At 73.7% G+C, this 23707-nt stretch carries 19 protein-coding genes; 8 read left to right on the top strand and 11 right to left on the bottom strand.

Translation table 11 applies throughout. The features are described from left to right. Positions 1-42 precede the first annotated feature (42 nt). The 4 genes from ACIRQY_RS06750 (at position 43) to ACIRQY_RS06735 (ending at position 4394) form a co-directional block, all read left to right on the top strand. The gene (locus tag ACIRQY_RS06750; RefSeq protein WP_403922709.1) at positions 43-1314 is read left to right on the top strand and encodes an MFS transporter; all 1272 of its coding nucleotides are present in this window, start codon (positions 43-45) and stop codon (positions 1312-1314) included. Between the two features lie 167 nt (positions 1315-1481). Further along, positions 1482-2798 (top strand): MFS transporter, encoded by a 1317-nt coding sequence (locus ACIRQY_RS06745; protein ID WP_403922708.1) that lies wholly within the window; start codon positions 1482-1484, stop codon positions 2796-2798. 13 nt (positions 2799-2811) lie between these two features. Continuing rightward, the gene (locus ACIRQY_RS06740; protein WP_403922707.1) at positions 2812-3327 is read left to right on the top strand and encodes a hypothetical protein; all 516 of its coding nucleotides are present in this window, start codon (positions 2812-2814) and stop codon (positions 3325-3327) included. Between the two features lie 53 nt (positions 3328-3380). Next, a complete protein-coding gene (locus ACIRQY_RS06735) occupies positions 3381-4394 on the top strand; it encodes an aminoglycoside phosphotransferase family protein (protein WP_403922706.1) in 1014 nt (337 codons plus the stop codon). A gap of 112 nt (positions 4395-4506) precedes the next feature. Here the strand turns inward: ACIRQY_RS06735 and ACIRQY_RS06730 are convergent, their stop codons facing one another. From ACIRQY_RS06730 to ACIRQY_RS06705, 6 genes are all read right to left on the bottom strand, one after another. Then, positions 4507-5124, bottom strand: coding sequence for a flavin reductase family protein (locus ACIRQY_RS06730; protein ID WP_351780962.1), 618 nt, complete (start codon positions 5122-5124; stop codon positions 4507-4509). A 159-nt stretch (positions 5125-5283) separates the two neighbouring features. Then, positions 5284-8619, bottom strand: coding sequence for a hypothetical protein (locus ACIRQY_RS06725; protein WP_403922705.1), 3336 nt, complete (start codon positions 8617-8619; stop codon positions 5284-5286). Positions 8620-8789: 170 nt separating this feature from the next. Further along, positions 8790-9509 (bottom strand): enoyl-CoA hydratase/isomerase family protein, encoded by a 720-nt coding sequence (locus ACIRQY_RS06720; RefSeq protein ID WP_403922842.1) that lies wholly within the window; start codon positions 9507-9509, stop codon positions 8790-8792. A gap of 149 nt (positions 9510-9658) precedes the next feature. Further along, positions 9659-11896, bottom strand: coding sequence for an acetate--CoA ligase family protein (locus ACIRQY_RS06715; protein WP_403922704.1), 2238 nt, complete (start codon positions 11894-11896; stop codon positions 9659-9661). A gap of 292 nt (positions 11897-12188) precedes the next feature. Continuing rightward, positions 12189-12692 carry an RICIN domain-containing protein gene (locus tag ACIRQY_RS06710; RefSeq protein WP_351780968.1) on the bottom strand — a complete coding sequence of 168 codons (504 nt, stop codon included), beginning with the start codon at positions 12690-12692 and terminating at the stop codon, positions 12189-12191. Next, positions 12689-13696: a helix-turn-helix domain-containing protein gene (locus ACIRQY_RS06705; protein WP_403922703.1), complete on the bottom strand. Its 1008-nt coding sequence runs from the start codon at positions 13694-13696 to the stop codon at positions 12689-12691. Before ACIRQY_RS06705 ends, ACIRQY_RS06710 begins: the two co-directional genes overlap by 4 nt. Positions 13697-14219: 523 nt before the next feature. Here ACIRQY_RS06705 and ACIRQY_RS06700 point away from each other — a divergent pair. Continuing rightward, positions 14220-14858, top strand: a complete 639-nt coding sequence (locus ACIRQY_RS06700; RefSeq protein ID WP_351780972.1) for an RNA polymerase sigma factor — start codon at positions 14220-14222, stop codon at positions 14856-14858. After that, complete coding sequence (locus ACIRQY_RS06695; protein ID WP_403922702.1) at positions 14855-15955, top strand: CU044_5270 family protein; 1101 nt, start codon at positions 14855-14857, stop codon at positions 15953-15955. The genes ACIRQY_RS06700 and ACIRQY_RS06695 overlap by 4 nt, the downstream gene beginning before the upstream one ends. Positions 15956-16056: 101 nt before the next feature. Here the strand turns inward: ACIRQY_RS06695 and ACIRQY_RS06690 are convergent, their stop codons facing one another. From ACIRQY_RS06690 to ACIRQY_RS06680, 3 genes are all read right to left on the bottom strand, one after another. Beyond that, the gene (locus ACIRQY_RS06690) at positions 16057-17229 is read right to left on the bottom strand and encodes a flavin-containing monooxygenase (protein ID WP_403922701.1); all 1173 of its coding nucleotides are present in this window, start codon (positions 17227-17229) and stop codon (positions 16057-16059) included. A gap of 219 nt (positions 17230-17448) precedes the next feature. Then, positions 17449-18225 carry a MerR family transcriptional regulator gene (locus ACIRQY_RS06685; protein ID WP_351780978.1) on the bottom strand — a complete coding sequence of 259 codons (777 nt, stop codon included), beginning with the start codon at positions 18223-18225 and terminating at the stop codon, positions 17449-17451. Further along, a complete protein-coding gene (locus tag ACIRQY_RS06680; RefSeq protein WP_403922700.1) occupies positions 18225-19319 on the bottom strand; it encodes a serine hydrolase domain-containing protein in 1095 nt (364 codons plus the stop codon). The genes ACIRQY_RS06685 and ACIRQY_RS06680 overlap by 1 nt, the downstream gene beginning before the upstream one ends. Positions 19320-19698: 379 nt before the next feature. Between ACIRQY_RS06680 and ACIRQY_RS06675 the strand changes: the two genes are divergently transcribed. After that, complete coding sequence (locus ACIRQY_RS06675) at positions 19699-20148, top strand: DoxX family protein (RefSeq protein WP_403922699.1); 450 nt, start codon at positions 19699-19701, stop codon at positions 20146-20148. Beyond that, positions 20148-20555 (top strand): Zn-ribbon domain-containing OB-fold protein, encoded by a 408-nt coding sequence (locus ACIRQY_RS06670; protein ID WP_403922698.1) that lies wholly within the window; start codon positions 20148-20150, stop codon positions 20553-20555. The genes ACIRQY_RS06675 and ACIRQY_RS06670 overlap by 1 nt, the downstream gene beginning before the upstream one ends. Before the next feature lie 146 nt (positions 20556-20701). On the opposite strand, the gene ACIRQY_RS06665 is transcribed toward ACIRQY_RS06670, so the two are convergent. Together ACIRQY_RS06665 and ACIRQY_RS06660 are read right to left on the bottom strand one after the other, a co-directional pair. Further along, positions 20702-22144, bottom strand: coding sequence for a condensation domain-containing protein (locus ACIRQY_RS06665; RefSeq protein ID WP_403922697.1), 1443 nt, complete (start codon positions 22142-22144; stop codon positions 20702-20704). A gap of 53 nt (positions 22145-22197) precedes the next feature. Next, positions 22198-23625, bottom strand: a complete 1428-nt coding sequence (locus ACIRQY_RS06660) for a condensation domain-containing protein (RefSeq protein WP_403922696.1) — start codon at positions 23623-23625, stop codon at positions 22198-22200. Between the last annotated feature and the right edge of the window lie 82 nt (positions 23626-23707).

Raw genomic sequence — 23707 nt, 5'->3', positions numbered from 1 at the left:
CGAAATTCAGTGGTGGTTCAGACCAGTCACTGGTAGCTCTTCGTGTCCGTGACGGACAACACGTACAAGTCTGAGGCCGCCGAACGGATTCCCGTACCGGCCGAGCCGCCCGCACTGTGGAACCGCAACTTCCGGCTCTTCTTCGTCGCCCGCGCGGTCGCCGTCTTCGGCGAGGGCACCGTCCCGGTCGCCTTCGCCGCGGGACTCCTCGGCGCCGGGCACTCCGGCGCCACCGTCGGTTACGCGCTCGGCGGCTGGACCGCCGCCTTCGCGCTCTTCGTCCTCTTCGGCGGGGTCCTCGCCGACCGGTTCACCGCCCGCCGGATGATGATCCTCGCCGATCTGCTGCGGCTGCCCGGCGCCGCCGTCCTCGCCGTCTCCTTCGCCCTCGGCAGCCCGCCCCTGTGGGCGGTCTACACCCTCTCCGTCCTCATGGGCGTCGGCGCCGCCCTCTTCCAGCCGGGCGTCGCCTCCACGATCCCGCGCATAGCCCCCGACGTGCAGCGCGCCAACGCGGTGCTGCGCGTCGCCGAAGCCCTCATGACCATGGCGGGACCGGCCGCCGCCGGTCTGCTCGTCGCCCTCTGGGGCGCGGGCTCCGCCTTCGCCGTCAACGGCGCCACGTTCGCGGCCAGCGCCCTCTGCCTCGTCCTGCTGCGGATGGCCCCGCTGCCCTCCGACTCGATCCGGCGCGCCTCCCTCGGTGTCGAACTCGTCGGCGGCTGGCGGGAGTTCACCGCCCGGAAGTGGCTCTGGGGGGTCATCTCCATCTGGACGGTGTACGGGCTGACCGTCGCGGGGCCCATGGTGCCGCTCACCGCGAGCCTGGTCACCGAGGACCACGGCGCGGCCACGTACGGCGTGCTCATGGCCGTCAACGGGGCGGGCAGTGCCGTCGGCGGTCTCCTCGCGCTCCGGGTCCGCCCGCGCAAGCCGCTCGCGGCGGGGGCGGTCGCCCTCCTCGGGCTCCCCGTGGGCCTCGTGCTGCTCGGGCTCGGCGCGCCCGTGGCGCTGCTCGGGGCGGGCCAGTTCATCGGCGGCGCGGCCTTCGCGTTCTGGCTGGTGATGTGGTCGACGGCGGTGCAGACGCACGTACCGCAGGAGGCGCTGAACCGGATGCACGCGCACGACGTGGCCGGTTCGCTCCTGATGATGGGCGTCGGCCGCACCCTGTCGGGCCCGGTGGCGGGGCTGGTCGGCACGGAGGCGGTCCTGCTCACCGGCGCGGGCATCGCGGTACTCGTGGTGTGCGCGCTGCTGGTGGTCCGTCCGATCAGGACGCTGCCACGGGTGCAGACGCTGCCACGGGTGTAGGGGGACGGACCAGGGCGGGGGATGAGCGGGGGAGGGCCCGGCGGCCCGGCGGGGTCCCGTCCTGTGCCCCCGCCCGCCCGGCGGGCCCCGGTCCCGTGTCCCGATCCGTTCGAAAGCTGTCATTCGGGCCAATGGTCCGGTGCCGGGCGGGCCGGGATGCTCGTGGCATGGCCCAGACAACCGAGACGCCCGCCCGTACGCCCGACGGGCGGACACCCCGCACCACCCGCACCGCCCGTGTCCACCGCGCCTGGTTCGTCGCGGCGGTCACCTTCGTCACGATCATCGGGGCGGCGGCCTTCGCCTCCCTGCCGGGTCTGCTGATCGAGCCCCTGCACGCCGAGTTCGACTGGTCGCGGGGCACGATCGGCTTCGCCGTCTCGGTGAACCTGGCCCTCTACGGACTCACCGCCCCCTTCGCCGCCGCCCTCATGGACCGCTTCGGCATCCGCCGGGTGGTCGCCGTCGCGCTGACGGTCATCGCCGTCGGATCGCTGCTCACCGTGTGGATGACGGCCGCCTGGCAGCTCGTCCTCTTCTGGGGCGTCCTCGTCGGGCTCGGCAGCGGCTCCATGGCGCTGGCCTTCGCGGCGACCGTCACCAACCGCTGGTTCACCGCCCGCCGGGGTCTGGTGACCGGCATCCTCACCGCCGCCGGGGCCTCCGGGCAGCTCGTCTTCCTGCCGCTGCTGTCCTGGCTGGTCGAACACCACGGCTGGCGGCCCGCCGCCGTGACGGTCGCGCTCGCCGCGCTCGCGGTGGTCCCGTTCGTGTGGCTGCTGCTGCGCGACCACCCGGCGGACGTCGGGCTCGCCCCGTACGGCGGGGAGTACGCGGAGAAGCCCGCGCCCGTGCCCGGCGCCGCCCGGCGCGCGGTCGGCGTGCTCCTCAAGGCGGCCCGCACCGGCCCCTTCTGGCTGCTCGCGGGCACCTTCGCGATCTGCGGGGCCTCCACGAACGGCCTGGTCAAGACGCACTTCGTGCCCGCTGCCCATGACCACGGGATGCCCGTCACGGCGGCGGCGGGACTGCTCGCGGTGATCGGTGTGTTCGACGTGGTGGGGACGATCGCCTCGGGCTGGTTCACCGACCGCTTCGAGGCGCGCAGGCTCCTCGCCGTCTACTACGCGCTGCGCGGGATCTCGCTGCTGTTCCTGCCGATGCTGCTGGCGCCGACGGTCCAGCCGCCGATGGTGTTCTTCATCGTCTTCTACGGTCTGGACTGGGTGGCGACGGTCCCGCCGACGATCGCCCTCTGCCGTGAGCACTACGGCGAGGACTCGGCGATCGTCTTCGGCTGGGTGCTCGCCTCCCACCAGGTCGGCGCGGCGGTGGTCGCGTTCGCGGGCGGGCTCGCCCGGGACGTCTTCGGCAGCTACGACGTGGTCTGGTACGCCTCGGGCGCGCTGTGCGCGGCGGCGGCGCTGATGGCGCTGGTGATCAGGCGGCCCCGGGCACAGTCGCCGGTCATGGCGGGAGCATGATGACCCTCAGGGGGTGATCGCGATGAGCGGTCCGGTCGAAGGGCGCACGTACGCCCGCATGGTGAGGGTCTCGGTGCTGGCCCTGGCGCTGCAAGGCGCGCTGTTCATGGTCCTGGGGGTGGTGTTCGGCGAGGCCGGGCGGCCGGCGGAGGACGGGTCGCTGCTCAGTCCGCTCCAGCTCTTCGGGCTTCCGTTCGTGACGCTGCTGGGTCTGCTGGCGGCGGTCGTGGTGTCGGCGGCGGTCGTCCTGCCCGCCGTGCTGGGCGGCGAGGGCCTCGCGCGGAAGGCGGGCGGGTGCCCGATCGGCTGGCAGCTGACGCTCGCGGGCGCCGCGGGCGCCCTCCTGGTCCCGTTCGCCGGATGGTGGGCCTGGCCGGTGGGCGCGGCGGTCCTGGCGGTGACGGTCCTGCTGACCCGCCCGGCCCGCCGGGGCTGGTTCGTGCGCCTGCTGTACTGGGGCACCCTCGCGGTCCTGGGCACGCTGGCCCTCGGGGGCGTCGGCCTGAGCACGGGCGTGATCGCCGCCTGAGCCCCCCCCATAATCCGGTGCGCCGGGCAGGACGCCGGTGGTGGAATCGGGCGATGAGGACGAGTGGAGAGCCCGAGACGGTGGTGGACCGGGGGCTGTACCCGGACGCGGTGACGCCCTGGGACGACCGGGAGTGGCGGCGGGAGGCCCTCGGCTGGGCCGGGCGGGAACTCGCCGCGCACGGCAGGACCGCGACCGGGCCGCGCGAGGTGCGGGTGCGCCCCTGGTCGGTCCTGGTGCGCTTCCGTACGGGGGAGGGCGAGCGGGACGCGGCCTGGCTGAAGGCGGGTGCGCCGGCCAACTCCTTCGAGGCGGGGCTCTCCGAGGCGCTCGCGGAGTGGGTGCCGCAGGACGTGATGGCGCCGCTCGCGGTGGACGCGGAGCGCGGCTGGACGCTGCTGCCGGACGGCGGGCCGCTGTTCCGGAAGGTGCTCGACGCGGGGGCGGCGGGCCCGGCGGAGTGGGCGGCGGCGGTCGGCCGGTACGCGCGGACCCAGCGGCGGCTGCTGCCGTACGCGGACCGGATGGTGGGGCTCGGGGTGCCGGGCGCCCGGACGCGGGACCTGCCGGAGGTCTTCGACGCGCTCGTCGAGGGCAATCCGCTGTTCGACGCGGCCGAGCGGGCCGCGCTGCGGGGGCGGCGGTCCCTGCTCGTCGACTGGTGCGCGGAACTCGACGCGTACGGCGTGCCCGACTCGCTGGACCACTGCGACCTGCACGACGGCCAGATCCTCGCCCCGGCACCGGGCCGCTTCACCTTCTTCGACTGGGGGGACGCCTGTGTGGCGCACCCCTTCGGCAGTCTCCTCGTCCCGGTGCGGGCGGTGGCCGAGCGGTACGGCCCCGGTGCCGTGGCCCCGCTGGTGGAGGCGTATCTGGAGCCGTGGGCGGACCTGGGTCCTTCGGCCGGGGAACTGCGCGGGGCGGCGCTCCTCGCGGTACGGCTGGCGGCGCTGGGCCGCGCGGGCTCCTGGTTCCGTCTCTTCCCCGGCACCCCGCTCGCCGACAGCCGGGAGGCGAGCGCCCACTGGGTACGGGAACTGTTCGCGGCCGAGGACGCCTGGTGACGGTGGCAGTGGCAGTGGCAGTGGCAGTGGCAGTGGCAGTGGCAGTGGCAGTGACGGTGGCAGTGACGGTCTGAGCCGACGCTCGCCGGGGGACCGCCCGTACCGGCCCGTCTCAGCCGTCGAGGCGGCTGAACCGGCCGAACCGGCCCTGGTGGAAGAGCAGGGGGTCCCCGGCCCCGGCCGCGCCGAGCGCCTCCACGCGGCCGACCACGATCAGATGGTCGCCGCCGGTGTGGACGGCGGTGATCGCGCAGTCGATCCAGGCGGGCGCGCCGGTCAGCCGGGGCGCGCCGGTCACCGGGGCGGGGGCCCAGTCGACGCCCGCGAACTTGTCGGCGCCGCTGACGGCGAAGGACCGGCACAGTCCGTCCTGTGCGGCGCCGAGCACATTGACGCAGAAGGCGCCCGCGGCGGCGATCCGGGGCCAGGTCGTGGACGTGCGGGCGACCATGAAGGCGACGAGCGGCGGGTCGAGGGAGAGGGAGGCGAAGGACTGGCAGGCGAATCCGGCCGGTCCTTCCGGGGCGAGGGCGGTCACGACGGTGACGCCGCTCGCGAAGTGGCCCAGGACGCGGCGGAACTCGGCCGGGTCGAGGGGCGGTCGCTCGTCGTCCCGTACCGCGCGCAGCACGGGCCGGGGCAGTGGTTCCACGGCCGTCGGCGAACCGGCCGCTCTCAGGTGTCGGACGGCGCTGGCCGCCATCCCCGCGTGTCCCATCACACCGCCCATTGAAACTGACGACTCGTCAGATGGGAAGCCCCCGGGGCGACGGACGGTTCCGTCGCCCCGGGGGCTTCGTGGACGAGGGGGAAGCGGACCGGCCCGCAGGCCGTCCGGTCTCCCCGGGAGCGGATCAGCCCGTGGCCGTCCGGTCCCCCCGGTGGGGGATCAGCCCGCGACCGCCCCGCTCGCCCGGGTCCAGGCGACCCCCGAGAGGTCCCCGGTCCGGTGCGCGGTCACCCGGACGGTGATCTTCGTGCCGCGCTGCGCCTTGGTGAGGGTGAACGTGCCCCGGGTGGCCCCGGCGACGGCCCGCCCGTTCGCGTACCACTGGTAGGCGTACGAGGTCGGCGCGGGCGTCCACGTCCCCCGGTTCAGGGTGAGCGTCCGCCCGACCTTGACGGTCCCGGTGAGGGCGGGGGCCTTGGTCGCCTTCGGCGCCGCGCCCTTCACGACGAGGAAGCCGCTGACCGAGGTGAGCGTCGGGTGCCCGGTCTTCCGCGCGATCACGGCGACCGTCAGCTGCTTGCCCCGGAGCGCGGCCGGGATCGTGTACGTGGCGGCCGTGGCCCCCGCGATCGCGGTCCCGTTGGCCCGCCACTGGTACGCGAGCGAGGTCACCGGCAGCGACCACGACCCGGTCTTCGCCGTCACCTTCGCGCCGACGGCCGCCGTACCGGAGTAGCCGGGCACGGCCGTGTTGCGCAGGGCGGCGACGACGGTCACCGAGGGCATCGAGTACTGCGTGCCCGACATGATCACGCTGACGCCCAGCGGGCCCAGGGGGGCCCGGGTGAGGTCCAGGCCCACCGTCATGCCGCGCCGGTCCGGGGCGACGGAGAGGGTGGTGGACTCGGCGCGGAAGGACCCGTTCGTCACGACGACCTTGGCCGAGTCGGGCAGCGCCGAACCGGTGACGGTCATCGAGATCTTCCCCCGGCCGACCGTGGCCGGGCCCACGGTGCCGATGGAACGCTCGTCGGTGCCGCAGAGGAAGCTGTCGCAGGAGAACTGCGCCCGGACCGGCAGGGAGGTCTGCGCGGGCTTCTCCGGAAGTCCGATCACGAGCGTGGTCGGCTTGGCCGCCTTCGCATGGGAGCCCGAGAGCGAGCACTGGTAGATCTGGCCCTCGCCGGTGTACCACCCGCGGCAGAAGTCCACCCGGCTGACGGCGTCGTACATCCGGGGCCGCGGCATGGTCTCGAAGGTGCCCGCCGGACCGAACGCCACCTTGAAGCGGTCGTTCTCGGCGGTCGGCAGCGCCCAGCACTGGGTCGCTCGCTGCTCGGTGAGGGTGCCGGTGAGCGGACCGAAGCCGTAGCTCACGTTCGTCACCTTCGCGCACCCGGGGGCGGGCCCGGTCGGCGTGGCGATCCGGGCGGCGTCGAGACGGTAGGCGGTGGGTGCGGTGCCACCCACGGGGACGTGGAGCAGCACCTGGTAGGCGGCGGAGCCGCTGGTGGCGCAGCCCCTGGAGAAGTAGTCGCACACCACCTCGCCCTTGGCGTCGAAGGCCATGAGCCGGACGGTATCGTTCCCGTCCCGCACGTCCAGGTGCAGGGTGTCCCCGGCGGCCGGGGTGGTGACCCGGTGGCATGTGAAGGTGCCGGGCGCGGCCGGGACACCTCCGGTGGACGGGCCGCCGACGGCGACGGCCGGGGTGCTGACGCAGCCGCGCGCGGTGGCGGTGACGTCCTGTCGGGTCAGCAGCGTCTCGGCCTTCACGTCCCGGCCCTGGACCAGGACCGTGTGGGCGAGGCCCGGCGTCAGGTCGCAGGCGGACAAGGTGCCGTGGTAACTGCGGATCTCACAGCTGACCCTGCCCTTGGCGTCCACCACGACGGCCTCGGCGTACGAGCCTCCGGCGCCCTGCCTGATCTGGAACACCTCCATCGAGGAGTGGGCGGTGGCGGGGATCGTCAGGCATCCGGCGAAGACTCCGCCGCCGGTCCTGATGACCGACCGGGCCGGGACCGCGCCGAAGTCGGCGGCGGCGAAGGCCGGGCAGGCGGTGGGTGCGTCGGTCCGGTGGACGACGAGTCCGTAGCGGTCGCCGCCCTCGGTCATGTCCTCGTCGGTGACGAGCGCGCGGTAGGGGGCGGTGCCGCCGAGCACACAGGTGGCGTCCCACAGGTTCGTGGCGTTGAGGCACTGCTCGACGCCGCTCGCGTCGTACACCGTGATGTCGGTGGTGCGGTCGGACTGGACGGCGAGGTGCGCGCCCGGGGGCAGCGCCAGGTTCAGGCAGTCCACCTCGCCGGGGGCGGAGAACGTGCCCCGGTACGGGGTGGCGAGGGTCACCCCGCCGACGCAGCCGCTGGTGGAGGTGCGGCCCAGGACCTGGACGGCCTGGTCGGTGAGGACGGTGTAGGTCCTGCCCGCCGTGAGCGTGCACAGATTCTCGTAGCCGCGGCAGGCGTAGGTGCCGTCCCGCTCGTACACGGAGACCTTGTCGCGCTGGCCGCTCTCGCTCACGGACCGCACGTCGTAGCCGCCGGTCACGGTCGGAGTGAAGGTCTTGCAGCCGGTAGCGGGCCCGGACCGGTCCGGCGCGGTGCCGTAGACGGACGGGGCGACGGTGGCGCAGCCCGCGGGGTCGGACAGCCGCCGGACCGTCAGGGTGTACGGGGCGCGGGTGCCGTCCGACTCGTCCTCGACGATGCCGTAGACCCGGTAGCCGCGGCTCCCCCCGGGCAGGACGCAGCCCTCTGAGCCGTCCTCGTTGCGCTGCACGCAGAGGCGCCCGCCGGTCTCGTCGGAGACCCACTGCGCCGACTCGCCGTAGTTGACGCGCTGCAGCTCCGTGGTGATCCGATCGCCCGGAGCGGCGGTGAAGGAGTGGCAGACGACGCCGAGCGCGCCCGTTCCCGTGCCGGTGACCGGCGCGGTGTCGTACCCGGTGCCGGGGATGGCGGGGCAGTCACCCGGTGTGCTGCTCATCAGCGGGACGAGGGCGACCCGGTTCTTGGCGGTCCCCCAGGCATGGTGGGTGAGCCGGAGCGTGTACGCGCCCGCGGCCAGGTCGCACCAGGCCTCCTTGTAGGACCAGGTCTGGCAGGTGACCTGATCCTCACCCGCGTACAGCGCCGGGTAGGTGTCGTGGCTGCCGTCGATGGCGAGGCGGTGGGTGCCGGGCCGTTCCACGGTGACCGTGAAGCACGCGGTGCCGTCGCCCTCGATGGTGACGTCCCTGACCGCGTCGCCCGGATCGCCCAGCGGTGCGAGCGGCAGCGCGGGGCAGGGGGCCTTGGTCGGCGTGGGCTCGGGCGTCGGCTCGGTGGTGAGCGACGGTTCGGGCGCGGGCTCGCCGGTCGGCTCCTCCGAGGTGGTGGCCGTCGGCTCGGGCGCGGGGGCCGTCGTGGCCGGGGCTTCCGGCGCGGGCGCGCCGCTCGCCGGGGCCGTGGCGGGCGCCGGGACCGACGTCGTGGCCGATGCCGGTGCCGGTCCCGTGGCCGCTCCCGCTCCCGGTCCCGTGGTCGCGAACGCCGTCCCCGCCGGGAGCATCGGGCCCAGTAGGGCCGTCAGCAGGGCGGGGACCAGCAGCGCGGTCCTGGGCGAGCGTCTGGATCTTTTGCGCGAACGCGCGGAATGGAGCATGTTTCCGTTCCCCCCGGAGCGGTGTGTGTCATATGCGCGTCACACCCTACGGGCAGCCCCCGACACTCGTCGCGCGACTATCTCCCCTGGTAGCGGGCCTCCCGGCGGTCCACGAAGCTCGCCACGCCCTCCTGGGCGTCCCTCGTCGTCATGTTGAGTTCCTGTGCCGTCGCCTCCGCCGCGAAGGCGGTCGCCCGGTCGGTGTCCAGGGCCGCGTTCACCAGCTGCTTGGTGAGGGCCAGGGCCCGGGTCGGGCCCCGGGCGAGGCGTTCCGCCCATTCCGTCGCCGTCTTCTCCAGGTCCTCCGCCGGGACGACCCGGTTCACCAGGCCCCACTCCCGCGCGTCCGCCGCCGACAGCGCGTCCCCGAAGAACATCAGCTCCTTGGCCCGCTGCGGCCCGATCAGCCGGGGCAGCAGATACGCCCCGCCCCCGTCCGGGACCAGACCCCGCCGGACGAACACCTCGATGAAGCGGGCGGACTCGGCGGCCAGGACCAGGTCACAGGCGAACGCCAGGTGCGCCCCGATCCCCGCCGCCGTCCCGTTCACCGCCGCGATCACCGGCTTCTCGCAGTCCAGTACGGCTCCGATGAACCGCTGGGCCCCGCGCCGGATGGTCCGGGTGACGTCCCCGGCGGTCCGTTCGCCGGTCGCGGGGGCGCCCCGCAGATCGGCGCCCGCGCAGAAGCCGCGTCCGGTGGCGGTGATCACCACGGCCCGTACGGCGGGGTCGGCGGAGGCCGCTTCGAGCAGGGCGATGATCCGTTCCCGCTGGTCCCAGGTGACCGCGTTCATCGCCTCGGGGCGGTTGAGGACGATCCGGGAGACGCCGTTCCCGAGGGTGTGCAGCAGGTCGTCGGTGTGCTGCGGGTCGCCGGTGTGCTGCGGGTCGGTGTGCGGTGGGCCGTCGGAGTGCTGAGGGTCCGTGTGCGCGGGGTCGGCGGTCATGCCAGGGGCTCCTGTCGGCAGACGGCGAGCGCGTCCAGGGCCACCGCGCCCTGGCCGCGCGGCAGCACCATCAGCGGGTTGATGTCGAGTTCGGCGAGGTCGCCGTCGAGTTCGAGGGCCATGCGCTGCACGCGCAGGACCACTTCGACGAGGGCGTCGACGTCGGCGGGCGGGGCGCCCCGGACGCCGTCGAGGAGGGCCCGGCCGCGCAGTTCGCCGAGCATGGAGCGGGCCTCCTGCTCCCCGAACGGCGGGACGCGTACGGCCGTGTCGTCGAGGACCTCCACCAGGACCCCGCCGAGTCCGACCGTGACGGTCGGGCCGAACAGGTCGTCGCGGGTGACGCCGACGACCATCTCGACCCCGCGCCCGACCATCTGGCAGACGAGGATGCCGTCGAGGTCGATGGACTCGTAGCGGGCGATGTCGGTGAGTTCCCGGTAGGCGTCCCGCACCTGGCTGGCGGAGGTCAGTCCCACCTTCACCAGGCCGAGTTCCGTCTTGTGGGCGAGCTGGGCGCCGGAGGCCTTCATCACGACGGGGTAGCCGACGAGCCCTGCGGCGCGGACGGCCGCCGCCGCGCTGGTGACGAGCTGTTCGCGGGGGACCCGTATCCCGTAGGCGCGCAGGAGTTGTTTCGCGGCGTGCTCGCTGAGCCGGTGGCCGGGCCGCATGAGGGCCTGGGCCTTGCGGAAGGAGGGGGAGGAGGTGCGGGGGGCCTCGTCGAAGGGGGAGCGGTAGGCGGCGGTGAAGCGGTGGTGGTCGAGGTAGGACTTCACGGCCCCGATGCAGTTGGCGAAGGTGCGGAAGGTGGCGACGCGGGAGGAGCCGAGGAGGGTGGTGCGGTAGGCGTCCTCGGTGCCGACCGGGGAACCCCATACCACGCAGACGAGTTTGTCGGTGGCCTCGGCGGCGTCCACCAGGTCCTGGGCGAGCTTGTCGCTCATGGGCGGGAAGGGGCCGGTGATCGGACAGACGAGGACGCCGACGGAGGGGTCGGCGAGGATCGCGTCGATGATCTTCCGGCCGCGCCAGTCGCCGACGGGGTGGCCGCCGTTGTCGACGGGGTTGGCGACGTTCAGGTACTCCGGTATCCAGGTGTGGAGTTCGTCCTGCTTGGCTTCCGTGAGGGTGGGCAGCCGGAGTCCGGCGGCGGTGGCGAGGTCCGCGAAGTGGGCTCCGGTGCCGCCGGAGATGGAGTAGACGACGACGCCGTCGGCCTGCGGGCGGCGGGCGCGGGCGAGCAGGGCGGCGGTGTCCTGGAGCTGGTCGAGCCCGTCGACGCGGATGACGCCGTACTGGCGCATGGCGGCGTCGACGACCCGGTCGGCGCCGGTGAGCTTGCCGGTGTGGGAGGCGGCGGTGCGGGCGCCGGTCTCGGTGCGGCCGACCTTGACGGCGACGACGGGCACGCCGTTGCGGGCGGCGCGGTCGGCGGCGAGGAGGAAGGAACGGCCGTCCTTGAGCCCTTCGACGTAGCAGGCGATGGCGCCGACCTCGGGGCGTCCGGCGAAGTAGGAGAGGAAGTCGGCGGTCTCCAGGTCGGCCTCGTTGCCGGTGGGGGCCCAGTGGGAGAGGCGGACGCCGATGTCCTGGAGGGAGAAGACGGGCCGTCCCTGGTGGCCGGACTGGGTGATGAGGGCGACGGCGGGGCCTTCGAGGTCCTCGCGGAAGTGCTCGAAGGCGTTGAGGTTGGTGTTGGGGCCGAGGAGGCGGAGCCCCGAGCGGCGCACGGCGGCGGCGAGCCGTTCCTGTGCGGCGGCGCCCGCCTCGCCGGTCTCGGCGAAGCCGGAGGCGAAGGCGACGGCGAACCTGACCTTGGTGTCGGCGAGCTGCTCGATGACGGGCAGCGGGTCGGCGACGAGGAGGACGGCGAGGTCGACGGGTTCGGTGAGGGCGGCGACGGACGGGACGCAGTCGATCCCGAAGACGCTGGTACGGGTGGGGTGGACGGGCACCAGCCGGGCGCCGACGCGTTCGGCCCAGGCGAGGAGCTGCCGGGTGATGCCGGTGTTGGGGCGGCCCTCGGTGTCGGAGGCGCCGACGACGGCGACGGACTCGGGCCGGAAGAAGCGGTCGAGGTCGGGTACGGGGGCGTGCAGCGGGCGTCCGCTGACGTCCAGGTCGCCGGGGGCGGCGGTGGTGCCGTGCACGGCCTCGCGGTCCGGCTCCCCGCAGGCGACCACACGGGCGCGGAGTCCGGCCGTGAAGGTGCCGTGAGTCGATCCAAGCATGTGTTCCGCCCGCCCTTCACCCATCCGTATACACCTGACGCTTAGTCAGATTACCGAACTGACAGTCTGTCAGGAATGGTTGTGCGCGGGGAAGCGTGAACGGACGGTACGGGTGGGGTGCCGATCGTCCGGCCGGACGGGTCCTTTCGGTTCCTTCGGCCTCCTTCCAGCCGGTCCCGGGCCCCGGGTCCCTTACGGTCGGTCCCGGGCCCCGGGCCCCTTCCGGTCGGCCCAGGGCCCCGGGTCCCTTTCGACCGGTCCGGCCGGAAGGGACCCGGGCGTCCGGAAGGGGTCAGTACAGCCAGCGCTGGTTGTCGCCGCCGTTGCAGTCCCACTGGATCAGACGGGTGCCGTTGGCGGAGGAGGCTCCCGCCGCGTCGAGGCAGAGGCCGGAGTTCCGGTTGCGCAGCCGGAAGCTGCTGTTCGGGAGGTTCTCCACCTTCCACTGCTGGTTGGTTCCGTTGTTGCACGACCACTGGATGGCCTGGGTGTTGGGGGCCGTGGAGCCCTGCGGGATGTCGAGGCAGCCGTTCTGCTCGTTCGCGAGCCGCACGTAGCCGCCGCCGGCGGCGACGAACGTCCACCGCTGGTCGGGGTTGCCGTTGCAGCTCCACAGGATGGCGTAGCCGTTGCCGTCGATCCCGATGCAGGAGTTGTTGTCGGTCAGGTAGCTGGGGATGGAGCTGCCCACCGCCGACGCGGTCGGTGCCCCGGCGAGCGCCGTGCCCAGCACGGCCGCCAGGCCGGTGGTCACGGCGGCGGCGCGGCCGAGGAGGCGGTTCGTTGCGCGGGTCATCGCGGGTTCCTCTCGAGGGAGACGTACGGGTACGGGTACGGATATGGGTGCTGGTGCTGGTGCGCGTTCGCGGGGTGTGGTGTCCCGTCGTGGTCCGAGTCTCGTCGTGGGGTTCCGGCCGGGTCTTGTACGAATGCGAAGGACGAGGTGCTGTCCTGGGCGACGGTCGGCCAGGCGCAGCCGGGGGCCAGGTGGTTCAGGAAGCGGCCGGGCGGCAGTCCCGTCAGGGTCCTGAACTCGCGGGACAGGTGCGGCTGGTCGCTGAACCCGGCGGTGTGCGCGGTGTCGGTCTGGCTGCGGCCGGTGGCGAGCAGGCCGATGGCCCGTTCCATCCGCAGGGCCCGTGCCAGGCGCTTGGGGGAGAGGCCGATCTGTTCGCGGAACCGGAGTTCCAGCAGTCTGCTGCTCCATCGGGTGCGGGCCGCGATGTCCCGGACGGTCAGGGTGCCCGCCGAGCGGGTGATGAGGTCCCAGGCGTGCAGGACGGTCGGGGAAGGGGCGCGGGCGGCGTCGGCGCAGGCGGTCCAGCGCAGCAGGTGCCGGTCGAGGACGTCGAAGCGGGCGCGGGGGCCGGGGGCCGAGCGGAGGTTCTCGGCGAGGGAGGGGAGGCAGCGGCCGAGGACGGCGTCGGCCTCCACGACGGCGTCGGCGAGGTCGCCCAGGGGGGCGTCGAACAGCAGCCGGGCGACCCAGGGCAGCACGCTGATCTCGACGCCCTCGGCGGTTCCCCGGTGGCCGAGGAGCTTGGGGTGGAGGTGGGGGCCGTAGAAGGCGGAGGACCGGCGGAGCGAGACGGGGGCGTCCGGTCCCGTGTGGCCCGCCGACATCTCCCCGTCGAGGCCGAGGAAGAGGGAGACGGCGCCGCCGGGGGCGAAGATCCGTTGCCGGGGGCCGTCTCCGGTCAGGCGGTAGAGGCAGTAGCCGACGACTCCGGGCCGCAGTCGTGGGTCGGGCCGGGTGAGGATCAGTTCGCAGTCTCCCCGGGCGCACGTGTGACGTCGCATTTCCGTCCCTCTTCGGGGGCCGCCGGGCCCCCTGTCGATAGGTCTAGACCACTAGGGCGGGAGGGAGGACGCGCGCCGGGCCCCGGGGGATGAGCGAAGGAGCGCGGAAAGCGTCCCGGATGCCGTCCCGGGACGGTCGGAGGCGGTTCCGGGGCGCGGAACGGGGCCGGGCGGGGCCCGTTCGGCACCCCGGCGGGACCGGGGCCGTACGAAAAGCCCCGTCGCGTACGGGACGACCGGCGCCGACGCCTGGCCGCCGCCCGCGCCGGGCGGGAGCCGGGAGGCGCGGGTCAGGGGCGAACGGGCCACACGCATGGATCACGCGCACCGGGCCCGCAGGCCGTAGATCACTGGCAGTGGGTCACTCGTCACCGGTGGGACCGGCGGCCGCCCGCGCGGTGCACCTCGTACGCTTCAGGCCTCGACGACCGGCCCCCGGGGCCGTACGGCGGGGGCGGGCCGGCCGAGGGCGCGTGTGAGGCAGGTCACCGGAACCGGGGGCGTCCGGTGGACAAGGCAGGTCGTGGACTATTCATTGCACGCCCGGATACGCGCGGGGGACCCCGAGGCGTTCAGGGAGATCTTCCGTGATCACGCCCCCCTGGTCCATCGGCACGGTGTCCGTGTGACCGGTGACCACGCCCTCGCCGAGGACGTCGTCTCGCTCACCTTCCTGGAGGCGTGGCGGCTGCGGGAGCGGCTCCTCGACCACGAGGCCGGACCGCGCCCCTGGCTCATGGGCATCGCCGTCAACGTACTGCGCAACACCAGTCGCGCCGCACGCCGTCACCAGGCGGCCCTCGGGCGGCTGCCCGCCCGCGACACCGTCCCGGACTTCTCCGACGAGATCGTCGGACGCATGGCCGACGCCGACCAACTCGCCGCCGCCCAGCGGGCGCTGAAGAAGCTGCGCCGCACCGAACGCGAGGTGTTCACCCTGTGCGTGTGGTCCGGGCTGGGATACGCCGAGGCCGCCGCCGCACTGGGCGTCCCCGTCGGCACGGTCCGTTCGCGGCTCTCCCGCGCCCGCACGCGACTGCGCAAACTCGCCGAACAGGAACTCAGAAAATACCGGGAACCGCTTCCCGGCCCCGGACAAGTACAGGGTGGCCGCACCTTCGCGGCCCGGTCGTACGAGGCGCATGAGGAGACGTACGGATGACCCGCAAGTTCTGGAAGCGGACCGAGCCCCTGGACCACCCGGAGCTGGACCACGCGGAGCTCGCCCGGCTGCTGCCGGCCCCGTCGGCCCCCCGGATGACGCCCGACCGTCAGCTGCTTTTCGAGGAGCACCTGTTGAACGAGATCCGCACCTCCGCACCCGAGGCGAAGACCCCGGCCCGCCCGGTCCGCCGCGCCCTGCTGATCGGCGTCCCGGTCACCGCCGCCGCGCTCACCGCGGTCTTCGCCGTCGGCGCGCTGACCCAGGGCGGCGGACCCGCGAGGCCCGGCCTGGTGGAAGCGTCCGTCGTCAAGGTCGAGGCGGGCAGCACCGTCCAGCTCGTCTCCACCGTCCAGCGGATCGCCGACGCCGCGACCCAGCGGCCGACCCCGGAGCCGAAGCCGGGCCAGTACATCTACATCAACAGCAAGGTCTCCTTCATGTCGGCCTCGCACAACTTCGACACGGGCGAGAAGAAGACGTGGGTGCAGCCGCTGCACCAGCGTGAGGTCTGGAAGTCCCCCGACGGGCGCAAGGGCTGGCTCGACGAGCCCGGCTACCAGGACGAGGGCGGTGTCCCCCTCGGCGACGACGCCCCCCACTCCAAGCCCGTGAACGGCAAGGACATCCCCGGCGAGGCCCCCGTCCACCTGTCGTACGACTGGCTCAAGGCCCAGCCCACCAACCCCGACGCGCTGCTGAAGTCGATCTACGCGAAGGGCAGCGGCCCGCGCGACCGCGACCAGCGGGCGTTCCAGGAGATCAGGGCGATCATCGGCGAGCAGCTCGTCCCGGCCCGGACCGCCGCCGCGCTCTACCGGGCCGCCGCGAAGATCCCCGGTGTGGTCGTCGTCCAGAACTCCCAGGACGCGGCGGGCCGCACCGGCCTCGCCCTCGCCCGTCTGGACCCGCAGTACGGCGAGCGCCTGGAGCTGGTCTTCGACCGGACGACCTTCACCTACCTCGGCAGCCGGAGCGTCCAGGTCAAGGAGTTCGGCGGTGTGAAGCCGGGCACGGTCACCGAGCTCACCGCGATCCTGGACCGGGCCGTCGTGGACGCCCAGAAGATCCGCCCCGCCAAGGGCGCCGCGGCCTGACCACCCCCTGACCCCAGCGGCGGCGGCCCCCACCGGGGGACCGCCGCCGTCGGCGTCCGGGGGAGCACCGGACGGGAGCGGGCCTCAGCGGGGCCGTTCCGTCAGGAGGTCGCGGACGGGCGGGTCCGGGCTATCCGGCGGGCTATCCGTTCGGCGTCGAGGGACAGTTCGCGGAGCATTCCGCTGATCGGGTTGGTGAAGCCGGTGAAGTAGAGGCCGGGGGCCCGGCGGAGGGTGCGGGCGCCGCGCGCCAGCGGGTGGCCCCGGTCGTCGAGGACGTCCAGGTGGCCGAGGAGCGGTTCGAGGGCGCGCCGGTAGCCGGTCGCGGCGACGACCGCGTCGGGGGTGATCCGGGTGCCGTCCGCGAGGACCACGTCGGGCCCGTCGAGGTCGTCGACGGCGGCCACGATCTCGACCTTCCCGGTCCGTACGGCGGCCACGAGGCCGACGTCCTGGACCGGGACCGCGCCCGCCCGCTGGCGGGTGGCGAGACCGGTGTCCGGCCGGGGCAGGCCGTACGCGGAGAGGTCCGGCGCCGCGACCCGGGCGAGCAGCTTCCCGAGCAGGTCCACGAGCGGGACCGGCAGCCGCCGCACGAGGATGCCGGAGCGCTGGGAGGGCCAGCCCGCGGTGGAGCGGCGCAGGATGTGCGGGACGGTCCGTACGGCGAGCCGGACGCGTGCGGCGCCCCCCTCGGCGAGGTCCGCGGCGATCTCGGCGCCGGTGTTGCCGATGCCGACGACGAGGACGTCCTTCCCGGCGTACGGCTCCGGGTTGCGGTACGCGCGCGCGTGGCTCAACTCGCCCCGGTACGTGTCGAGTCCGGGCCAGTCGGGGAGGCGCGGGGTGTGGTTGTAGCCGGTGGCGACGACGACCGCGCGGGCGGTGAGCCGTCGTCCGCCGGTGGCGTGCAGGAGCCACTCGCTCCCGGCGCGTTCCACGCGGTGCACCTCGACGCCGGTGACGATCTCCAGTTCGTGCCGCTCGGCGTACTTCTCCAGGTAGCGGACGACGTCCGCGCGGGCGACCCAGCGGCCGAAGGAGCGGGGCATCCGCAGCCCGGGGAGGCCGGAGAGGCGCCGGGTGGTGTGCAGCCGCAGCCGGTCGTAGTGGGTGCGCCAGGAGGCGCCGACGGCGTCGGTCTTCTCCAGGACGACGGCCCGGACGCCCCGCGCGCCCAGCGCGGCGGCGACCGCGAGCCCGCCGGGACCGCCACCGATGACGTAGACGGGGTGGGCGGGCGGTCCGGGACGGGTGCGCGGAGTGGAGGCCATGACCGCTGAGCGTAATGACGTGTACACGGAGTGGGTCTCGACGGGGAGGGGTTTCGGTTGCGAATCGATCACGCGAGCTCCCGAGGGGGTGACTCCGGCCAGGAACTGGGGCCGCCCACGGGGGAGTCGGCACACATTCCCACCCGTACGCGGCCTGCTCGCCCCCGGCACCCCGCCTGCCGGTCGGCTGTGGAGTCGCGAGGGAGGGCGTGCGGGACCTCAGCGGTGAGGGACGCGGACGCCCGCCGCGCGGAGCCTGGCCTCGGTGAGCGCGGTCAGCCGGGCCGCGACCGGTGCCTGGTCCTCGCGGTGGTTGTTGATCAGCTCGTACTGGGCGGAAGCCCTGGACCATGCCCGCAGGCTGGCGTGGTCCCCCAACAGGGCGGGGTTGGCGAGGTAGCGGTCGGCCATGGCCGCCGCGAGCTCCTCGATCCTGGGGTCGTCCGGCTCCCAGCTCTCGGCCTCCTGGCCGCGCAGGGTCAGGCCGATGTACTCGGGGTCGTCCAGCCCGTGTTCGAGCTGGGTCAGGAAGCCGTCGAAACCCTCCGGCACCAGTGCCCGGGCCAGTACCAGGGCCTCGCGCTGCGCGGCCACGTAGGAGGGGCCGAAGCCGAGGCCGCGCATCCGCTCCAGGATCGCGCAGGCGCGCTCGGGCAGCAGGGCCCGGTCGCCGTCGGCGAGCCGGTGCAGCGTGTCGCGGCGGGCGGCCAGTTCGTCGATGCGCTCGGTGAGCCGCCGCTCGACGTCGGCGAGCGCGGCGCCGAACCGCTCGGCACCGGCGCCGAGCATGGGCCCGATCTCGGCCAGCGGCACGCCCGCGGCGGCCAGCGTCCGCACCTGTACCAGCTTCAGCAGCTCGCCGGATCCGTACCGCCGATAGCCGGAGCCGTCACGTTCCGGTTCCGCGACCAGGCCGAGCCTGTGGTAGTGACGCACGGTCTTCACCGTGACGCCGACGAATGCCGCTGCCTGTCCGATCGTCACTCCGTTGCGCATCAGCCCAGCTTGCCGCAGAACACGGCGTCGACGAGACGCTCCTGGGCCGCCTGGAACGCCGGTGCGATCGACAGGTCGGCGTCGTCGGTCCAGGTCAGCCCGGCGGTGAGGGTCCTGCTGCCGTCGCGGGTGCCGTACATCAGCGCCGCCGAGCCCATGACGGCGCCGTTGTGGTGGAAGAGGGTGCCGTTCCGCGTCTCCTGCGCGAAGATCCCCAGGCCGTAGCCGGCCGTCGCCTCGGGCGTGCGCATCTCGGCCAGCAGCCCGGCCGGCAGGAGCCTGCCGCCCATCAGCGCGGAGAAGTAGGTGTGCAGATCCTTGGTGGTCGAGATCATGTCGCCACCCGCTCCGACCCAGGACGGGTTCTGGCGGGTGACGTCGACCGTCCGTTCCTTCCCGGCCTCCTCGTAGCGGTAGTAGCCGTGGTTGTGCGGTTCGGGGATCTCCGGAGAGGCGCCCGGCGCCACGGTGCCGGTCAGCCCCAGCGGCCCCAGGACCAGCCGCCGCGGCTCCTCGGCGAACGAATGACCGGTGACCTTCTCGACCACCAGCCGGGCCAGCACGTAATTGGTGTTGGCGTAGCTCCAGCCCGTGCCCGGCGCGAACCGCGCGGGCTTGGACGACGACAGCCGGACCAGCTCTTCGGGCGGATAGGTCGTGAACCGGTTGTCCACCCACTCCCTGCCCTGCCAGGGGATCCCCCGCACGATCGTCCCGTCCTCGTAGAGCTCACCGGTGTGGTTGAAGATCCCGCTGGTGTGCTGGAGCAGCATCCGCACCGTGATCCGCCGGTCGAGACCGAACTCGGGCAGATGGTTGCCGACCGGGGTGTCCAGGCCGATCCTGCCCTCGGCCACCAGCAGGAGCACCGTGGCGGCCACGAAGCTCTTGGTGCTGCTGCCGATACGGAAATGTCCGTCCGTCCGCACCCCGGCGCTCTGCCCCAGCTCGCGCACCCCGGCGCCGCCGACCCACTCGCCCCGCTCGTCGCCCACCCGGAGCTGGACGCCGGCGAAACCGGACCCGGCCACCTCCTCGACCGCCTTCCGCAGCTCCGGACGGTCCTGCCCCTGGTGGGAAACGCTGGTGGACATGGTGCTCCTTCACATCGGTCGTACCCGGCTCGGCGTCGTGCCGATGTGACGACCCTCCACCCTGCCCCAAGGTCAACCTCAACGGTGATCCAGCCCACAGCCGCGTCCGGTCGGAGCGGTTGGAGTGACCGGAGTGGTCAGGGAGGTGGAAGTGGCCGGAGCGCTCGGAGTGGCCGGGCGCGCCCGGCAGTGAGAGCCCCCGGCCCCACCTCGGCCCCCGTGCTCCGTCCCGGCCCCCGGTCCCGCCCGGACCCCGGTCCCGCCCGGGGTCCCGTCCGATCCGGCGTCCCGAACCCCGTCCGTGTCCCCGCCTCTTGCGCCCCGCGTCCTCCTGCGCTGAACTGACGTACTGTCAGATCAGGCTTCCGAGGGAGCGCACATGCAGACCGTCTGGCTCACCGGCGCCGAGTGGCTCGCCGTCCTCCGCATCGGCCTCGGCCTGTGGTGGCTGGAGAGCTGGCGCCACAAGGACCGCAAGGGCTGGTTCGAGCGCGGTACGGGCATCGCCTGGGCCGCCGACGTCGCGGGGCGGCACCGGTGGCCCGTGGTCCGGAAGGGCTTCGACGCGGTCGTCGCGCCCCGCCCCAAGCTCATGGCGTACGTCGTCGTCTACGCCGAACTCGCCCTCGGGCTCGGCCTCGTCACCGGCTTCCTCACCCCGGTCGCCCTCGTCGGCGGCCTGCTGCTCAACCTCCTCTACCTCGTCCTGATGATCCACGACTGGGCCGAGCAGGGGCAGAACGCGATGATGGCGCTGATCTCCCTCGTCGCCCTCCTCGCGATGTCCTGGCAGACCTGGTCCCTCGACCACGCGATCGGACTCTTCTGATGACGGCCACCCCCGACGTCGACGCCTTCACCCGCCCCTACTGGGACGCCGCCGCCGAGGAGCGGCTGCTGCTGCGCCACTGCGCCGCCTGCGACCGCGTGCACCACTACCCGCGCGAGTTCTGCCCGTCCTGCTGGAGCGAGGACGTGCACTGGGTGGCGGCGGAGGGGCGGGCCACGCTCTACACCTGGTCGGTCGTGCACCGCAACGACCTCCCGCCGTTCGGCGACCGCGTCCCGTACGTGGCGGCGGTCGTGGACCTGGCGGAGGGCCCGCGCATGATGACGGAGGTCGTGGACGTCCCGGAGGACGGCCTGCGGATCGGGATGGAGCTGGTGGTGCGCTTCCGGACGGGCGAGGACGGCGTCACGGTCCCGGTCTTCACCGCCGCCGCCCACCCGGCGTGACGGACCGGTGAGCCATGGACCGTTGAGCCACGGGCCGGTCCGTCACGCACGGGTCCGTCACGGGCCGGTGAGCCACGAGCCGCCGCCGAACCGGCCCGCCCCCGGCGGCCTCCCCTCCCAACGGCCGCCCCTCCGGGGGCGGCGGCTCACAGGGTGCCGTGGGCGGCCATGTTCTCCAGCGTCCGGGTCAGGGCGTCGACGAGGGCCGCCTTGGTCCGGCGGGCCCGCGCGTTGTCCACGTGGACGGTGTTCAGATGGATGCCGTCGTGGGTGCGGTGCAGCCACAGGAACATGCCGTTCGTCGCGGGGACCGAGGTGTACACACCGGCCTCCCGGTCGGCGTGGCGGTCCGCGCCGGGGACGTCCCTGAAGTCCATGTACGAGAAGAAGTTGACGGCGTGGGGCCAGGGGCGGGCGTAGTGCTCGGGGGCCAGCAGCCGCAGGACGGCCACGAAGGGGACCCGGCCGCCCCGGATCATCCGCGTCGACGCGTCCCGGGCGGCTCCCACGGTCCGCGCGAGGTCCGCCCCTTCGGGCACCGGGAACTCGACCGGGAGAAGGTTCACGAACCAGCCCACGCTGTGCGCGTGGCGCCCGCGACCGCGCGTGCCGACGGGCACCAGGGTGCGGTGGACCTCGGGCCCGCCCAGCTTCCTCATGCCGACGCCGACGGCGGTGAGGACACCGGTCGCCACGCTCGCACCGGCCTCCCGGCAGCGGGCCTCCAGGGCCGCCGCGCCGGAGCCGTCCAGCAGCGTGTCGGTCGTGTTGCGCGCGGGACCGCCGGTGCCGGGCTCGATCCCGAGGTCCAGCGGGAACCGGGGGAACGGGCCGCCGTTGCGGGCGATGAAGCCCCTCCAGTGGTCCAGCGCGCCGTCGTCGGCGCGCACCGGCACGGTCCGCTGCCGTTCCACCCGGCTGTGGTCGGCGAAGTTCCCCGCCTCGGGAAGGTCCGGTTCGCGGCCGGACGCGAAGGCTTCGTAGGCGGTGGCGATGTCGTTCAGGACGATCATCATCGAGGTGCCGTCGGTCACGAGGTGGTCGCAGGCGAAGTGGACCGTCGTCGACTCCTCGCGGACCATCGCGCCCATGACGATCCAGGGGCCGTCGCGGGTGTCGGTGGCCCGCAGGAACCGCTCCGCGTGGGCGCGGGCCGCTGCGGCCGAGACCACCGGCCCGTGGTCGACCGGTTCGAGTTTGACGTCCTGCGGCGCGGCGATCTCGATGACGAGACCGCCGGGCGACGGGCGGAACGCGCCGCGCAGCGCCGCGTGGCGCCGCACGCAGTGGAGCAGGGCCGCCTCCAGCGCCGGGCGGTCGAGCCCGCCCCGGATCTCGAAGGTCCCGGCGTAGGAGTCGGTGCGGCTCCCGTTCCGCTCGGGGCCCCCGGCCCCGGCCTCGCCGGCCGGAGGGGCGAACGCGCCGAAGTGGTACTCCTGGTTGTACGAGGGCAGGGGGCGGGACGGCTCCGGGACACCGGGTCCGGCCGTGCCGCGCGGTGCGGCGGTCCGTGCGGCGGAGGTGTGCACACGCCATTCGACGGCGTGCCCGGGTGCGAGCACCAGCTCCGAGCTGGGGAGTTGAAGCACCGGTCGGCGCCCCTTTCGATGGTGGGCGTCCGCCCGTGACCTGGGTGGAACCGTCAGAACCGGCCGCTGCGCGCGACGCTCTCCAGCGACCGTACGAGCGTCCCGACGAGGGCGGTCTTGGTGCGCCGGGCCTGCGGGGTGTCCACGAAGATGGAGTTCAGGTGGAGCCCGGTGTGGTTGCGGTGGAACCAGAAGAAGATGCCGTTGCTGTGCGACGTGGAGACGTACTTGCGCGCCTTCCACTCCTCGTGCCGGTCGGCCCCCGGGGTCGTCCTGAAGTCCAGGTACGAGAAGAAGCTGACGGCGTACGGCCAGACCTGGGGCCCGTCCTGGTCGCAGGTCAGGAGGTCGAAGACACGGACGAACGGGGCTTCGGCGTACGGCCGCATCGCGTCCAGGGCGGACTGCGCGCCCGCCATGACGCCCGCGAAGTCCGTCCCGGCGGCCACGCGGAACTCGACCGGGAGCGTGTTCACGAACCAGCCCATGCTGTGGGCGCCGGGGCCGCGGTCACGCGTACTGACCGGCAGCAGCGCCCGGTGGACGTCCGGCCCGCCTTCCCTCCGCAGGCTGACGCCGAGCGCGGCGAGGACACCGGTCGACACCCTGCCGCCCACCGCACGGCAGTGCGCCTCCATCGCGTCGAGGCGGTCGGCCGGGAGCAGCGCGTCCGCCTCGTTCACCGCGCGGTACACCACCCCCGGCTCGATCCCGAGGTCCAGCGGGAACCGGGGGAACAGCTCCCCGCCGTTGCGCGCGACGAACCCCTTCCAGTGGTCGAGGAGCGCGTCGTCGGGGCCCATCGCCGCGCCCCGGTGCCGCTCGGCCGTGGCGTAGCCGACGAAGCCGCCCGTCTCGGGCAGCACCGGCTCCCGGCCCTGGGCGTACGCCTCGTACGCCACGGCGATGTCCCGCACGGCGACGGGAGTCGAGACCCCGTCGGCCAGCAGGTGGTCACAGGCGAGGTACACGGTGGCGGAGTCGTCCCGCACCGTCGCGCCCATGACGATCCAGGGTCCCCGGAGCGTGTCGGTGCCCTGCAGGAAGCGCTGGATGTAGGCGCGGGCCTCGGCCGGGGTGTCGAGCCGCCCGGCGTCGACGCGCTCCAGCTTCACGTCGTGCGGCGGGACGACCTTCGGTTCGGGACCGTCCGCGCCCCGCCCGGTCTCCGCGTCCTGCCCGGCTTCCCCGAAGTCGCAGCGCAGCACGTCGTGGCGGCGCACGAAGTGCAGCAGGGCCGCTTCCAGCGCGTCGAGATCGACACGTCCCCGGATCTCGAAGGAACCGCCGATGTACGAGGAGTAGCCGATGTCCGCCGCCCGGAGACCCTGGGCGACCGAGAAGTGGTCCTTCTGGTTGTACGAGGCGAGGGCACCCGGACAGGAGCCCCCGGCGCGCCCGGCGGTTCCCGCTGCGGACACCGTCCATTCCACGGCGTGTCCGGGGGCCGGCTCCATGTCCTCGACGGGCAGCTGCAGCATGGGGGCCTCCTGATCAGACATCACATCGCGCGGAGAGTTCGACGTGGTGAGCGAACGGCGGCTGATGGCACACCCGTTCACG

This window comes from Streptomyces sp. NPDC101490, assembly GCF_044767145.1.
Classification (GTDB): domain Bacteria; phylum Actinomycetota; class Actinomycetes; order Streptomycetales; family Streptomycetaceae; genus Streptomyces.
This window is presented reverse-complemented; position numbering and strand designations above follow the sequence as displayed.

Bases quoted from the DNA above. Each gene is read 5' to 3' on its own strand.
- ACIRQY_RS06745 (WP_403922708.1), top strand. From the start codon at position 1,482: ATGGCCCAGACAACCGAGACGCCCGCCCGTACGCCCGACGGGCGGACA.
- ACIRQY_RS06735 (WP_403922706.1), top strand. From the start codon at position 3,381: ATGAGGACGAGTGGAGAGCCCGAGACGGTGGTGGACCGGGGGCTGTAC.
- ACIRQY_RS06730 (WP_351780962.1), bottom strand. From the start codon at position 5,124: ATGGGCGGTGTGATGGGACACGCGGGGATGGCGGCCAGCGCCGTCCGA.
- ACIRQY_RS06725 (WP_403922705.1), bottom strand. From the start codon at position 8,619: ATGCTCCCGGCGGGGACGGCGTTCGCGACCACGGGACCGGGAGCGGGA.
- ACIRQY_RS06720 (WP_403922842.1), bottom strand. From the start codon at position 9,509: ATGAACGCGGTCACCTGGGACCAGCGGGAACGGATCATCGCCCTGCTC.
- ACIRQY_RS06715 (WP_403922704.1), bottom strand. From the start codon at position 11,896: ATGCTTGGATCGACTCACGGCACCTTCACGGCCGGACTCCGCGCCCGT.
- ACIRQY_RS06710 (WP_351780968.1), bottom strand. From the start codon at position 12,692: ATGACCCGCGCAACGAACCGCCTCCTCGGCCGCGCCGCCGCCGTGACC.
- ACIRQY_RS06705 (WP_403922703.1), bottom strand. From the start codon at position 13,696: ATGCGACGTCACACGTGCGCCCGGGGAGACTGCGAACTGATCCTCACC.
- ACIRQY_RS06695 (WP_403922702.1), top strand. From the start codon at position 14,855: ATGACCCGCAAGTTCTGGAAGCGGACCGAGCCCCTGGACCACCCGGAG.
- ACIRQY_RS06690 (WP_403922701.1), bottom strand. From the start codon at position 17,229: ATGGCCTCCACTCCGCGCACCCGTCCCGGACCGCCCGCCCACCCCGTC.
- ACIRQY_RS06685 (WP_351780978.1), bottom strand. From the start codon at position 18,225: ATGCGCAACGGAGTGACGATCGGACAGGCAGCGGCATTCGTCGGCGTC.
- ACIRQY_RS06680 (WP_403922700.1), bottom strand. From the start codon at position 19,319: ATGTCCACCAGCGTTTCCCACCAGGGGCAGGACCGTCCGGAGCTGCGG.
- ACIRQY_RS06675 (WP_403922699.1), top strand. From the start codon at position 19,699: ATGCAGACCGTCTGGCTCACCGGCGCCGAGTGGCTCGCCGTCCTCCGC.
- ACIRQY_RS06670 (WP_403922698.1), top strand. From the start codon at position 20,148: ATGACGGCCACCCCCGACGTCGACGCCTTCACCCGCCCCTACTGGGAC.
- ACIRQY_RS06660 (WP_403922696.1), bottom strand. From the start codon at position 23,625: ATGCTGCAGCTGCCCGTCGAGGACATGGAGCCGGCCCCCGGACACGCC.